Annotated in this window: 9 protein-coding genes; all 9 read left to right on the forward strand. The window is 66.4% G+C overall.

All coding sequences use genetic code 11. The features are described from left to right. Positions 1 to 5 precede the first annotated feature (5 nt). Positions 6 to 1877, forward strand: coding sequence for an excinuclease ABC subunit UvrC (gene uvrC, locus VGR67_12955; GenBank protein ID HEV8337319.1), 1872 nt, complete (start codon positions 6 to 8; stop codon positions 1875 to 1877). 88 nt (positions 1878 to 1965) lie between these two features. Next, on the forward strand, positions 1966 to 2919 hold the full coding sequence (locus tag VGR67_12960) for an alpha/beta fold hydrolase (protein HEV8337320.1): 954 nt from the start codon (positions 1966 to 1968) through the stop codon (positions 2917 to 2919). Positions 2920 to 3018: 99 nt separating this feature from the next. Next, positions 3019 to 3948 carry a polyprenyl synthetase family protein gene (locus VGR67_12965; GenBank protein ID HEV8337321.1) on the forward strand — a complete coding sequence of 310 codons (930 nt, stop codon included), beginning with the start codon at positions 3019 to 3021 and terminating at the stop codon, positions 3946 to 3948. Positions 3949 to 3955: 7 nt separating this feature from the next. Then, positions 3956 to 5821: a hypothetical protein gene (locus tag VGR67_12970; protein ID HEV8337322.1), complete on the forward strand. Its 1866-nt coding sequence runs from the start codon at positions 3956 to 3958 to the stop codon at positions 5819 to 5821. 199 nt (positions 5822 to 6020) lie between these two features. Further along, complete coding sequence (locus VGR67_12975) at positions 6021 to 6920, forward strand: hypothetical protein (protein ID HEV8337323.1); 900 nt, start codon at positions 6021 to 6023, stop codon at positions 6918 to 6920. Further along, a complete protein-coding gene (locus VGR67_12980; protein ID HEV8337324.1) occupies positions 6917 to 7201 on the forward strand; it encodes a PqqD family protein in 285 nt (94 codons plus the stop codon). Before VGR67_12975 ends, VGR67_12980 begins: the two co-directional genes overlap by 4 nt. 3 nt (positions 7202 to 7204) lie before the next feature. Beyond that, entirely contained in the window at positions 7205 to 8302 is a 1098-nt protein-coding gene (locus VGR67_12985) for a radical SAM protein (GenBank protein ID HEV8337325.1), read from the forward strand. Continuing rightward, positions 8299 to 10200: a sulfatase-like hydrolase/transferase gene (locus VGR67_12990; GenBank protein ID HEV8337326.1), complete on the forward strand. Its 1902-nt coding sequence runs from the start codon at positions 8299 to 8301 to the stop codon at positions 10198 to 10200. Before VGR67_12985 ends, VGR67_12990 begins: the two co-directional genes overlap by 4 nt. A 194-nt stretch (positions 10201 to 10394) precedes the next feature. Continuing rightward, a complete protein-coding gene (locus VGR67_12995; GenBank protein ID HEV8337327.1) occupies positions 10395 to 14570 on the forward strand; it encodes a C25 family cysteine peptidase in 4176 nt (1391 codons plus the stop codon). Positions 14571 to 14577 lie beyond the last annotated feature (7 nt).

Raw genomic sequence — 14577 nt, forward strand, 5'->3', positions numbered from 1 at the left:
CATCGATGGACATTCATCTGACGCCGGAAGCCCGGGAGCTTCTCCTGGAGGACAAGCTCTCCGAGCTTCCCGACGCCCCCGGGGTCTACCTCTATAAGGACGGCCGCGGCCGCGTTCTCTACGTCGGCAAGGCGGCCTCGCTGCGGAGCCGGGTCCGCTCCTACTTCCAGAAGAGCGCCCAGCACCCGCCCAAGACCCTCGCCCTGGTCGCCGAGATCCGGGATCTCGAGCTGATTCTCACCGCCAGCGGCACGGAAGCCCTGATCCTCGAGAACAACCTCATCAAGAGGGAGCGGCCCCGTTACAACGTCCTCATGCGGGACGACAAGAACTTCCCCTATCTCAAGATGACTTTCGGGGATCCCTTTCCGCGGGTCGTCCTGGTGCGACGGGCGAAGCTGGACGGCAGCCTGTACTTCGGCCCTTTCCTTCCGGCGAGCGGAGCGCGCAAGGCGCTCCGCATGGTGGCGCGCTTCTTCCGGGTCGCCATCTGTCACGAGAGGCTCGACGGGAGCCGGCCGCGTCCCTGCCTCTACTACCAGCTCAATCAATGCACGGGGCCCTGCGCGGGGCTGGTCGCCCAAGAGGATTATCGGCAGCAGGTCCAGGAAGCCCGGATGTTCCTTGAAGGCAGGAACCGCGAGCTGCTCGGCCGTCTCAAGGAGCGCATGCAGGAAGCGTCGCGCCAGGAGCAGTTCGAGACGGCGGCTCACTATCGCGATCTGCTGCATTCGATCGAGGGGCTCGCGGTCCGCCAGCGCTTCAGCTCGGTGGGACTCGAGGATCAGGACTATTTCGCCCACCATCGGGAAGGGGACCAGGCGGCGCTGCAGATCTTCCAGATGCGCCACGGAGTCGTCGCGTCGCGCCGGGAATTCACCTTCGAGAAGGCCTCCGAGCCCGAGGACGAGCTCACCGCCGCCTACCTCCAGCAGTACTACGCCTCGGTGGAGGAGGTTCCCGCGGAGATCTACGTCCCGGCGGAGCCCGCCGGAAAGGATCTGCTGGAGGAGTGGCTCAGCCAGAGGAAGGGCGTGCGCGTGCGAATTCTCGTCCCGCATCGCGGTCCCAAGCGGGCCTTTCTGGAGACCGTGGCGCAGAACGCCAAGCTGGCGTTCGAGAGCGTGTTCCGCAGCGGCCATACCCACGGCGTCGAGGCGGCCGAGGCGCTGCGGGAGTCGCTCGGACTGGAGGAGACGCCGCTCCGGATCGAAGCGTTCGACATCTCCAACCTGCATGGCAGCGACTCGGTGGCCTCGATGGTCGTCTGGGAAGGGGGCAAGATGCGGCCGGCGGAATACCGGACCTTCCGGGTCAAGACCGTGGAAGGAGCGGACGATTTCGCGTCGATCGCCGAAGTCGTGGGACGGCGGTACACGCGCCTCGTCCGGGAGGGCAAGGATCTTCCCGACCTGGTGCTCATCGACGGCGGCAAAGGGCAGCTCTCCGCGGCGGCGGCCGTTCTGGAAAAGCTCGACCTGGTGACCCTGCGCCTGGTCTCGATCGCCAAGAGGGAGGAGATTCTCCACCTCAAGGGGCAGGACCGGGAGTTCGCCCTCGACCATTCTTCGCCGGCTCTTCACCTCGTCCAAAGGATCCGGGACGAAGCCCATCGCTTCGCGATCACCCGGCATCGGCGCTCCCGATCCCGGCGCACCCTGACCACCGCGTTGATGGAGATTCCCGGGATCGGCGTGTCGCGCGCCCGGAGGCTTCTGAAGACGTTCGGCAGCGTCAAGGGGATCCTGGCCGCCTCGCAGGAAGATCTGGTGAGGGAAGTGGGCCCGGCGCTGGCCGAGCGAATCCGGCGCAACCTCTCGGGCCCCGGCGCCCGCGAGGCCGGCGAACCCTCCGTGAAAGCCGATTTAACTCATTGAACCACTGAGCCTTGCACCGGTTCTCCCCGGAACCTATATTCTCCGGTACGTCCTGAACGTCCGGACCGGAATGCGGGGAGGCTTGAAAATGCTGGCTCGATTCTTCAAGAGCGGACCGGGAATCCTGCTTCTGACGCCATTGGTTCTCCTCGCCGGAGCGGGCGGGCTGGTCGGCTACCAGATCCATCAGGTCACCCATCCACCGCGCCTTCACGACACGAATCATCCCGGCGATTTCCTCATGCGCGCCGACGACATCGACTTCCAGAGCACCGATGGAGTGTCGCTCTCCGGGTGGCTCATCCATGGCGAGCGTGAAGCACCGGTCATCCTCCTCTGCCATGATCTGGGCGAGTCGAAGAGCGTCTTCCTGGACTCGGCCGTGGCGCTGCAGCGGATGGGGTACAACCTCTTCCTGATCGATTTTCGCGGACACGGCGAGAGCGGCGGGACCGCGAGCACCCTGGGGAATCAGGAGCGGTACGACGTGATGGGGGCGGTCGATTTTCTGCGGATGCGGCGCGATCTTTCGTCCGACCGCATGGGGATATGGGGGGTGGGGATGGGAGCCTACGCTGCCGTCCTCGCGGCCCAGGAGAGGAAGGGCCTGGTCGCCTTGGCGCTCGATTCGCTGTATCCCGACATCAACGCCTACCTCGATCAGGCGCTGTTCAAAGGGGTGCCCCGGGGCGCGTCGCGGGTCACGAGCTACGCTTCGACTTTCTACGGACCGTACTTCCAGTGGAAGATTCCCCGCGGCGAGATCGCCCAGGCGGTGACCCGTCTGGCGGACCGGAACCTCCTGTTCGTCGCCGGCGACTCCAAGCCCTGGAGCGTGGAAGCGGGGAAGGCCCTCTACGCCGCGGTCCCCGAGGGGGGAGGCTCCGACAAGAACCTGCTCCTGTTGGGCAGCAGCGGGGTGGCCGGGCTCTATGCCGAAGACAAGCGGAAATACGAGGAGGCGATCACCGGCTTCTTCGGAACCTACCTTCACGTTCACCCGGAGCAGGCCCCCGAGAACATCCAGGTCAAGATTCCCTAGCGTCTCCGCCGCGCCGGTCGTCCGGGACGGATAGGCCCGCCCTCCCGTGATAACATTCCTCCACCCAGGGAATCGCCCCGCTCCGGGGCGGAGAGATCGATGCCTCCACGACCGGCTTCGCCGCGCTTCTTCTCGCTTGCGCCCGCTCCCCCCGCCAAGGTCCGCCGGTTCCTCGAGGAGCACGCCCGGCTCGTCGACCGGGAGATGGACCGTCTCCTTCCGGCGGTGTCCCCCGAATCGGCGGATGTCGCCGCCGCCATGCGCTACACGGCGCTGGCCCCCGGAAAACGGCTGCGTCCGATCCTGGCCCTCGCCGTCGCCGATCTCTATCGCGCCCCGCGGGAGCGAGTCGTGCCCGCGGCCTGCGCGCTGGAGATGGTGCACGCCTGTTCCCTGATCCTGGACGATCTTCCCTGCATGGACGACGCGGCGACGCGCCGGGGAAGGCCCGCGAATCATCGCGTCCACGGCGAGGCCACGGCCGTCCTGGCGGCCTTCGCGTTGCTGAATCTGGCCTACGGAATCCTTTCCGGCGCGGCGGCCGGGCTCGGCGACAGCATCCGGGCCGAGGCGGGAAGACGCTTGAGCCTGGCTCTGGGCACCGACGGGATGATCGGCGGCCAGGCGCTGGATCTCGCGGTTTCTCCTTCCGGGGTGAATCTGGATCGTCTGGAGAAGGTCCACAGCCGGAAGACGGGGAGTCTCTTCATTGCCTCGGTGGAAGTGGGCGCGATCCTCGGGGGCGCGCCCGAAAAGGAGCGTTCGGCGCTGGCCGCTTTCGCGAAGAACCTGGGGCTGGCGTACCAGATCGTCGACGATCTCCTCGACGCGACCGGATCGATCGAGCAGATCGGCAAGCCCGTCCATGCCGACCCGCGCGGCAACTTCGTCGATCTCGCCGGTGTGGAGGGGGCCCGGCATCTGGCGCGGGAGCTCGCCGACTGCGCCGTGGAGCACCTTTCGCCGCTGGGGAATCGGAGCTCGCTGCTCCGCGGCCTCGCCTCCGAATTGATCCACCGGGAACGCTGAATTGAGCATGGATCGATCCGCGGGCGATCCGATCGAATCCCTCCGGGACGCGTTGCGCCGGCGCGGTTATCTCGATCGCGGCCTGGATCGGATGATGCTGAGGGACGCCGGATCCCGCGCCGGCTGGCTGGTCGGCTGCCTGCGCGCCGGATTGCTCTCCGGCGCCTTCCTCGGCTTGGCTCTCCTGCTCGTCCTCGTGCTCAGCCGGCAGCCCCTCTTGACCTCCCGGGAGACAGCGCTTCTGGGCGTCTATCTCGCCGCGCTTTCGATCTTCCTGATGACGGTCTTCGAGATCGGTTGCGCTCTTCTCGCCCGCCTGCTCGTGGGCGTCGCTCCCCGATCGCGATGGGACGCGGGGAAGATCGCGCGCACGGTGGGCGTGACCGGAACTCTGGCCGCGGCCCTCTACCTGTCGCTTTGGTGGCACGGGCGCGGCGGCGGAGGCCCGGCGGCGCAGTTCGCGGTCATCGCGGTCATCCTGGCTCTGAGCCTGGCCTTCGGCCGACTCACCTCCCTGGCCGCCTTGCTCTCCCTCATTCGGCCCGGGCGCCTCCCCGCGCCCCGGGCCGGCGGCGTGCGGGCCCGCCTGGTCGTCTCGATCGGGCTCCTCCTGCTGGTGGGGACGCTGATCCTGGCGCCCTGGGGAAGGAATCGCTCCACATCGTCGAGTGCTGCGAGAATTCCCCCGGCCGCGCTGCATCCTGCCCCCGGGAGAATCCTCTGGGTCGCCATCGACGGCCTCGGTGATGAGCTTTTCCGGACCTTGAAGTCGGCGGGCCATCTTCCGTACATCGCCTCGCTCCAAGCGCAAGGATGTCTCGTCGGCCTGTCGCGGCCGGCGGCGGAGCCCCCGTCGATCTGGGTGAGCGCCGCCACCGGATTCCCGCCCGAGCGCCACGGGATCCGCGGGGTCGACACGGCGACTCTGGCGGGGATCGATGCGCCGGTCGGCGATTCGGCCTGGGCGGGTCCCTTGCTTCGGGCGGCGAAATGGATGGCGCCCTGGCTGCCCCCGGTGCGTCAGATCCCCGTTTCGGGGGTCTCGCGCCAAGACAAGATGATTTGGGAAATCATGAGCGATCTCGGGCGCCCATCCTACGTCGTGAATTGGTGGGCCACCTGGCCGGCCGGGGAGGGTCTAGGGGTCCTCATCACCGAGCGGGCCTATTTCCGTCTCGACGCGGGCGGCCCTCCCGACCGGGAGATTTCGCCTCGAGAGGAATTCGAGCGCCTGCGCGCCCAATTCCCCGAATTCCTGCGCCTGCACCCGCGCGGAAGTCTGGGGCGCCCGGGGAGGGATCCCGGCGTGGCAGGAGCAGAGCTCGACACCTATCATCTGGATCGGGCCGCGGATGCCTGGAAGGATGGGCACTGGCCGCTGGTCGCGGTCTATCTGAACGGCGGCGACCTCATCGCCTCGGGGTTCAAAGGCGCGGAGCATCCCGCCGGCGGCGTGCAGAGGGCGGCCTCTCTGATCGCGCACCTCGACTACGTCGATTCCCGGGTCGAGGAGATGGCCGCGGCGCGGCGGCCCGGGGACGTCCTCCTCATCCAGGGCGACCCCGGCCGGGAGTCGGATCCCGCGGGCGATTCCGGCTTTCTTCTTATGATCGGGCGTGGAATCGGGCACCAGACGGTCCGCGGGCGCCTTCTGGACGTCACCCCCACTCTTCTGCGGATCGCGGGGTTGCCGCTCTCCCGGGAGATGGCAGGGAGGCCCGCGGAAGCCTGCCTCGACGGCGCGGTGTTCGGCGATCCTAACGGGCTCCCCTCCATCGCCGGCTACGGCGAGCGACGTCCTGCCGACAGTCGCGCCTCCGATTTCGATCCTGAAGTTCTGGAACGGCTTCGCTCCCTGGGCTATATTCGCTGAAAGCCGGATCGGCCGGGAAGGCAGGCGAGGAGAGGCAGATTCCCCTTTACAGTCGCGGCTTTCTATCGTATATTCCGAGCTGACTTACAATTAGGCCGATGCTCTCTCGGTCGTCAAGGCGCGAGCGGCGCGGGCGACAGTCGACGCTGCGGCAACCGGCGCCATCACGGAGAGGCTTATCGAGAACCTCGCCAGAGAGTTGGAATTCCACCCCACGCCCGATTTCTTCACCCGAAACCTCAAGCGGCGGGGAACGGGGTCGGCACGGATTGCGATAGCGGGACTGGGCTTGCGCCTCGAAGGGCTGGCCCCTGAGGATGAGATTCGGATCCGCAGCCGCTACGGGATCTTCGTGCGCGACGATGAGTTCTCTCCGGAGGACGTCCGGGTCACCGTCGTCGAGGCGGAGGTTCCCGCGTTCCTGCGTCCCCGAAGCGATCCTCGCGGAATGCCCGAGCTTTACCGTCTCGAGCAGTTCAGCCGCGGGAAACGGCTCTTCGCTTACTCCTACGACTTCGCGGGCTGGTACGACCCTTCGGCGAGGCAAGGGCAGCTGGCCCTGACGGAGACGGGGGATGAGGCGCTGCATCGGTCGGTGGAGAATTACCTGCGAAGCGTGACGGCCCACCGGGTGATCGCGGAAGGGGGGTTCGTCCTCCATGGATCCGGGCTCGTGCGGAACGGACGGGCCCACGTCTTCTTCGGTCCTTCCGGCTCGGGGAAGACGACGGTGACCCTCCTCTCCGAGGCGGAGGTCGTTCTCAGCGACGACCTGGTGCTGATTCGCGAGGGAGCGAGTGGATTCGAGGCATGCGCCGTCCCCTTCCGGGGAGTCTACCGCGCGCCGCCGCAGACCGCCGAAGCCTTCCCCATGGCCGGGTTTTACCGCCTGATTCAGCATCCGTCCGATTCGCTCGAGCGCCTTTCGCCGGCGCGCGCCGCCGCCGAGCTGCTCGCCAGCCTTCCTTTCGTCATGGAAGGAGGGGGCGGATCCCGGGCTCTCGAAGTCGTGGGCCGTGCCGTCCAAGCGGTCCCCGTCTACCGGCTCCGGTTCCGGAAATCGCCGGAGTTCTGGGCCCTGCTGTCGGAGGAGACATGAAGGATGAGCCGGGCGACTCGGGAGCGCGGCCGCTCCGCCGGAACCCCACGGCAGGGTTCCGCATCTTCGAAGGGGAAGCGACCATCGTCCTTCCCGACGGCTCCTACATCAAAGTGCTCAACCAGACCGGATCCCGGATCTGGGATCTCATGGACGGGAGCCGCGGCGTGAAAGAGATCGCGGCGGTCATCAGCGAAGAGTACGAAACGACTCCGGAAGCAGCCGAGCAGGACGTGAACGAATTCGCCGAGCTTCTGGCGCGTAACAATATGCTGGAGTAACGCATGAATCCGTACCAGGCCATGATCGCGCGCAATTGGAAGTCGGCGACGCCGTACTCGGCGCTCTTCGAGCTGACCTACATCTGCAACCACGCCTGCTCCTTCTGCTACAACTGCCCGACGGGCCAGAAGGAGCTGAATACCGACCAGGTCTTCCAGGCTCTCCGGAAGATCGCCGACTTCGGGGTGCTCTTCATCACCCTTTCCGGCGGAGAGCCGTTCTGCCGCAAGGACTTCTTCGCGATCGCCAAGGAGGCGCAGCGCCTCCATTTCGCCATCCGCATCTACACGAACGGCTATCTGATCGACGACGCCGTCGCGGAGAGGCTCGCCCAGGAGGCGCGCCCCTTCGAGATGGAGATCAGCCTGCACGGCGCTCGCCCGGAGACCCACGAGGCGCTCACCCGAGTCCCCGGCTCCTTCGCGCGCCTGGTGAACGGCGTCAAGGCGCTGCGCAAGCGTCGGATGAAGGTGCTGCTCAAGACTCCCATCACGCGCCTGAACATGAACGAGCTGCGCGAAATCAAGACGCTGGCCGAGGATCTCGATGCCGACCTCCACTTCGATCCCGTCATCACCCCCAAGGACGACGGCGATCAGGAGCCGCTCGAGATGGGGGCCGACGAGCAGTTCATGAAGCGGTGGTGGTCGGCCGAGTTCGAGGACGTCCGGGAGGAGCGGGTGCCGCTGAAGCGGGACGACAAGGACATTCCCGCTGTCTGCGGAACGGGCCGGAGCGGCTTCGCCGTGGATCCCTACGGCAATATCTATCCGTGCGTGCAGTGGCGCCGGAAAGTGGCGAACATCCTGGAGGTCGCTTCGCTGCGGGACGTCTGGCGCGGCTCCACCGTCCTGTCCGAGGTCCGGCGCGTGGCGGAGGAGATTCCGAAGACGACTCTCAAGAATTCCGAGGTGGGGGAGTTCACCGCCTTCTGCGCCGGGGTCGCGTGGCTGCAGACGGGCGATCCTACCAAGATGTACCACCAGGCCGAGCTGACCGCCCGCTACCGCAAAAAGGCCTATCTCGAGTTCAAGACCCGCGCCGACGCGGGCGAAGTCATCGAGGGCCTCGGGAACACGTTCGACAAGTGCGGGGAGTGATCGTCTCGTCCCGGACCGGCCGCGCCCGCGGCTTCGTCCTCGCTCTATGGCTCCTTGCCGGCTCCGGCGCGCTGCCGCTCGCGGCTCCTGCCAACCCGTCTTCTCCTGCTCCCCGGCGCCTGAATCTGCTTCTGATCACCGCCGAGGGCCTCCGGCCCGACCGTCTCGGCTGCTACGGCGGCAAGCAGGCCATCGCGACGCCCCACGTCGACGCCCTCGCCGCGGAGGGGCGCCTGTTCGAGCAGGTCCTGACCTCCTCGGTCTCCTCCGTGCCGGCCGTGGCGAGCCTCCTCACCGGCCGCACGCCGTTCGAACACCAGGTCTGGGACGATCACTATAGGAATCGTCTGCCGGCATCCGCGCTCACCCTGGCCGAGCGACTCAAGCAGGAGGGGTACGCCACGGCGGCTTTCGTGGCGACCTCCCGGCTCTGGGCCGGCCGAGGCCTGGATCAGGGATTCGATCTTTACCAGGACGGCTACAGGCCGCCCGCGGACGGTGTCTGGAAGCTGTCGCAACGGACCGGGTCCGCGGTGGTCGCCGGAGCCAAGAGCTGGATCGAGGGGCTCGGGGGCGGCCCCTTCTTCCTTTGGATCCATTTCATCGACCCAAGCGCTCCGACGCCCCCTCCGGAAAAAGACCAAGAGGCCGCCTGGGCGGCCTACGCCGCCCACGTCCAGGACTTCGACGCGCGGTTGGGCGAGGTCGTGGAGATCCTCGAGAAGAAGAAGCTCTGGGATTCCACCGTCGCGATCCTGACGTCGGATCATGGCCTGGGCCTGGGCGAGCATGGCGAAACGCGTTCGGGGATCTTCTTGTACGATTCAACCGTCCGCGTTCCGCTGATTGTCCGAACTCCTGCCGGCGATTTCCGGCGCGGCAGCCGATCGGCGGATCTGGCGGGGACGGTGGATGTCTTCCCGACGGTCGAGCGGCTCCTCAGCCTTGACCCGGCGCCCGGCTCCGCCGGGCGGGATCTCTTCGCCAACGCTCCCGCGGTTCCTGCCGTCTACTATTCCGCGGCGCTGCTGGGGCGGGAGGTCTTCGGATGGGCTCCCCTTGAGCTGATGGCTCGCGGCAGCCAGCGTCTGATCGCCGGCGCCGCGGACGAGTTCTACGACGTCTCCGCCGATCCGCGGCAGGAGAAGGATCTCGGCGCAGTGTTCAAGACCGGCGTCTTGGTCTTGAAAGAGGCCCGCCGCCGGATGGCGGCCGCATCGCCTTTTCCGCCGGCGCACTTTCTTGCCGGGCGCGGGCTTCCCTCCGATCTGTCTAAGCGTCTCCGGGAGAAGGGCTATGTGAATCCGACGGCCGAGCGGGCGAAAGCGCGAGCGCTTCCCGACCCTCGTCGCTTCGCCAGCTCGCTTCCGATTCTCGAAATGGCGAATCTCGCGGTCGAACTGAAGAAAGAATACGCCTTGGTCGACGAAAGGGAGCGTCTGGCCCAGACCGATCCTGAGGGACTGTTTCCCTTGCTCCACGTCGCCGGCCTCATGATGGACCTCGAGGCGGCCGAGCCCCAATCGGGCGAAGGATTCTCCGGAGCCGCGGCGCTGCTCAAGGAGGCGCAGAAGACTTTCCCGCTCGAACCGGACGTCTACCACCGTCTCGGGCACCTCGCCATCTTCCGCAAAGAGTATTCCGACGCAGAGCTTTTCATGAAGGCCGCCGCGGAGCTGTCTCCCCAATACCCGACCGAGGTTTCCTACGATCTCGCCTGCGCCTATGCCTTGCGAGGGAAGAAGGCCGCCGCCATCGAGGAGCTGCGCCACGCGATCCGCCTTGGCTTCCGAGACGCCAGCCATATCTCGGCCGATCCCGATCTGCGCGCCCTCCGCGCCGATCCATCCTACAAGCGTCTGATGGCAGAGGAGTTTCCTGCCTCGATCGGCCGCTAGACCCGGGGGAATCATCTTTACTCCGGGCCGCAGTGGCCGTATATTTATAGGCCTCGAAAGGTGAGTCCATCCGACAGAATCGTTGCCCAGCCCGGCTTCCCGGGGGCCGCGTGCCGCCTGCAGGGATGAGGACGCCGCGCCCCTTGCGGCGAGCGGGGATCCTCGCCTGCGTCGCCTTGTTGGCCGGGAGCTCCGTGACCGCTTCGCGGCAGGCCAGCCCGGATGGTTCTTTCCATACCACCCTGAAGATCCCGCCCCTGGCCATCCTGCCGAGCCCGAACCTCACCGGCATGGTCCGCCTCCAGCTCGAGGGTTTCGGCACGCTGCCTCGCCCCGGCGCTCCAGCGGTCCCGGTGCGCATCGAACGGATCGGAATCCCGGAAGAAGGCGAGCCGGCACTCAGGATCCTGCGCGTGAAGAGTCGGATGATTCCGGATCTGCGTCCCGAGCCGGTCCCCAGCGCCGCGGGATCGCAGCAGGTGGCTGAACCGCAGGCCGTCACGGCCGCAGAGCCTGCGCCGCGCCGTCCGGTCCATCGTCCCGATTCCGCCGTCTACGGGCGCGACGCGGACTATCCCTCTCAACCGCTTGCGCTGGGCGCCGTCGGATGGATGCGGGATCAGAAATACGTCGAGTTGATCGTCACGCCCGTCCAGGTGAATCCCGTGACGGGGATCGGACGGATCACCGAGGAAATCGAGATCGAAGTGAGCTTCGGAGCCGCGACCGGCTCGCGTCGATCGATCGACTCCGGCAAGGGGAGGGACCGAAAGCTCGAGGAATTCTACCGGGCGGGGCTGCTCAACTACGAGCAGGCCGTCTCCTACCGGCGACCCGCTTCCAGCGACAGCGTCCTCCCCCCGAGTCCGGAATCGACCGGCGGGCCCATCTACAACATCTCCGTCCATCAGGACGGAATCTATCGCGTCAGCTGCGCCTCCGCTCCTTCCTGCGCCGTCCCGGCCCTCTTGGGCCAGAACCCGAACACGTTCCGCCTCCGCGACAAGGGATTGGAAGTCCCCATGAGGGTGATTGGGGGAGCCGACGACTCGTTCGACCTCGGCGACGCGTTGGAGTTCTACGGTCAGGCCCAGCGCGAACCCTTCACCATCGTCAACTGCAGCGCCCCCGAAAACCCCGTGTGCGCCCCGCCGATCTATGAGTACAACGACACGACCGACGTGAACGTCTACCTTCTCGATGCCACGGCCTCGACGGCGCGCCTGCGCATGGCGACTCTCGACGGGACGCCCGGCGGGCTGACCGTCCAGCCCGATTTCGTCGATACGGCGCACGCCGAAACGAACGACGTGTTCATGCCGCTGAACGACCATGATCCCTTCTATTGGCTGCCTGTTCTCACCGCTGACGCGTCCAACTCCGCCTCCCGGGACATCAGCATCCCCCTTCCCGGAATCTCCGGATCGGCATTCACCGCCTCGGTGACCGCCAGACTTCGAGGCGTGTCGTTCAACGAGGCCGTGAATCCCGATCACCGGACGCGAATCACACTCAACGCCGTTCCCGCCACGACGACGACGCAGGACTGGGACGGGGAACTCGTCTTCGACCACGTCACCAGCGCCAGCCAATCGATCCTGACGAATCCCTCGACGCTGCATCTTGAGGTCCCGGCGGTCCCGACCGTGCCCCTCGATCAGGTCGTTGCCGATTACGTGGAGATTTCCTACCGCCGGCTGTTTCAGGCGGTTTCCGATCGGCTCGCCTTCGCCTTCCCCAATCAGGCCGCCAAATTCTCGGTGAGCGGCTTTTCCGGCGCGCCCGTCCTCGTCTACGACTTGAGCCGCGTTTTGTCCGGAACGACCGACACGGTGGAGCCGCGTCTCGTGGCGAACGGATCGATGGGGCCGGGAACGATCACCTTCCAGGTGCCGCTCGAGGGATCTCCCACCGGCGCGACGCGCCGATTCCTGGTGGTGGGGCCGGGCGGAACTCTGTCCCCGGACTCCGTCAATCTTCAGGCCCCGAACAATCTTCTCGACACCACGAATGAAGCCGACTATCTCATCGTGGCCCACCCCAGCCTGATCGACCCGGGTCCCGGCAGCGCCTACACCCAGTTCGTGAGCTACCTGCAGAACGTCCGCGGCCTCAAGACGCGGCTCGTTCTCATCGGCGAAATCTACGATGCTTTCAACAACTCGATCGAGCATCCCGAGGCCATCCGCTCCTTCCTGGCCTACGCCCACGCCAACTGGAGCGGAGCGGCGGGAACGTCGGCGCCACCTTCCTACGTGCTCTTCGTGGGCGACGCCGTCTGGGATTTCAAGAACACCTTGAGCCGCGCGGACTGGATCGATCTCGTGCCGACTCCGATCATGTTTTACAATCAGGCCGTCCTGAGGTACCACGCCGCCGACAACTGGCTGGCGTCCTTCCTGGGAGGGGATCAGACGGCGGACATCCTCTACGGCAGGATCCCGGTGCGGACCGTCGCGCAGGCGAACACCGTCTTCTCCAAGATCCTCGCCTACGCGCAATCCCCGCCGGCGGGCGCGTGGCGCTCGGACGGGTATTTCGTGGCCGACGTCGGGAACACCTCGCAGGAGACTCAGACGTTCGAGCTGCTGGCCGATGCTAACGCCGCCCATTTTGAGGCCCCGTGGACCCGGACGAAGCAGTACTACGCCGAGCCTCCCTACAACGCCCCGACGGGCGGTAACGGTCCGGTGGCGCAATTCAAAGCCGATTTCATCGATCATTGGAACACCGCCCACCCGGCCCTGGCGATGTTCATCGGCCACGGTGCCTTCGACATCCTCGGAAACGACGTCTTCTTCCGGCCGGCCGACGTCCCCTCCTTGACGAACGGCGCCTTCCAGCCCTTCTTCTACAACTCCGACTGTCTCTCTGGAGGTTTTCATGCCGTCGGGATCGATTCGATCGCCGAGGCGTTCCTGAAATCGGGGTCCGGGGGCGCCGTCGCCTACCTCGCTCCGGCGGGAATCTCCTTCACGCTCACGGGAACCGTCGTGAGCGAACAGCTCTTCGGCGATCTCTTCGCCGAACAGAAGATTCGCGAGCTGGGGACCCTGACCCATCGGGCGCGGGACGTCCTCTTTCAGCTAGGAGCGATCGTCGATATGCAGGCCTACGCCTACCTCGGGGATCCGGCGCTGTCACTCGTTCTTCCGGCGCCGGCGCCGCCTACGAGCTTCGCGGCTGCGGCGGGGAACGCGAAAGTCGATCTCTCCTGGTCCGCCAGCGCGGATCCGTCCGCCGCCGGGACGCAAATCTACAGGGCTCTGGCTCCCGATCAGCCCTATACCAAAGTGAACCCCGCTCCGGTCACCGGAACGTTCTTTTCGGACACCACCGTAGCCAACGGCACCACCTACTTCTATCGGGCGGTCTCGGTGGATTCCGGCGGATTCGAGGGCGCCGTCACCAATACGAACGCCGACTGCGGTGCCACCCCTTCGTCCGATGGCCCCGAATGTCGCCGAGCCACTCCTCAGAACCTCACCCCGCCGGTCGCGCCTCAAGGGGTGAAAGCCCGGGACATGGGAACGGGCTCGACTCTCGAAATAAGCTGGACGGGCAATCCCGAGCCCGACATCCAAAAGTATCTCGTGGCCTTCGGGACCGTGCCGGGGAGCTATCCGACCGTGCGGGACGCGGGGCTCGCCACCTCCTTCATCCTGGCGGGCCTCACGAACGGGGTGCCCTATTACGTCGTCGTGCGCGGGGTGAACACCTCCGGGATTCAGAGCGCGCCGAGCGCTGAAGTCTCCGGAGCTCCCCATGTCTTCCTGGGGATCGCTCCGCCGCGGACCATCCAGGATCTGACGATCGTGCGCAACGGCAACGATCTCGTCCTGAGCTGGGGAGCGGTGACGACCAACATCTACGGCAACCCGACCGTGGTCGACCACTACAGCGTTTACCGGGGAAACACCCCCACCTTCGTTCCTTCCGACGCGCTGAACCGGATTGCGGTCGTTCCGGCCTCCCCCAGCCCGGGCTACACGCATTCCGGCGGAGCGACGACCCCGGATGCCGGCTTCTATCTCGTCTCGGCGAGCGACAGCGACGGCTTCTCCTCGGGTCTGGGAGGCGATCTTCCGTCGGGGATTCCCAATCTCCAGGTTGCGCCCTCGCCCAATGCCGGGATGATCCGCCTGTCGTGGACCCCGGTGACGACGACCGTGACGGGGAAGCCGACAAGTATCGACCATTACACCGTCTATGGATCGAATTCCGTGCTCCCCCGGCGGTCGATCGGTCCCGCCAGCCTGCTGATCGATGGCGTGACGGGATCGTTCGTGGACGTTCCCGACCCGGCGGGGGCCCGTTACTACTACAACGTCATCGCCGTCGACCCACGTGGCAATCTCTCTCCCTTCTGACGAGGTA

This window comes from Candidatus Polarisedimenticolia bacterium (assembly GCA_036004685.1).
Taxonomy (GTDB): Bacteria; Acidobacteriota; Polarisedimenticolia; order Gp22-AA2; family AA152; genus DASYRE01.

Bases quoted from the DNA above. Each gene is read 5' to 3' on its own strand.
- uvrC (HEV8337319.1), top strand. From the start codon at position 6: ATGGACATTCATCTGACGCCGGAAGCCCGGGAGCTTCTCCTGGAGGAC.
- VGR67_12960 (HEV8337320.1), top strand. From the start codon at position 1,966: ATGCTGGCTCGATTCTTCAAGAGCGGACCGGGAATCCTGCTTCTGACG.
- VGR67_12965 (HEV8337321.1), top strand. From the start codon at position 3,019: ATGCCTCCACGACCGGCTTCGCCGCGCTTCTTCTCGCTTGCGCCCGCT.
- VGR67_12970 (HEV8337322.1), top strand. From the start codon at position 3,956: ATGGATCGATCCGCGGGCGATCCGATCGAATCCCTCCGGGACGCGTTG.
- VGR67_12980 (HEV8337324.1), top strand. From the start codon at position 6,917: ATGAAGGATGAGCCGGGCGACTCGGGAGCGCGGCCGCTCCGCCGGAAC.
- VGR67_12985 (HEV8337325.1), top strand. From the start codon at position 7,205: ATGAATCCGTACCAGGCCATGATCGCGCGCAATTGGAAGTCGGCGACG.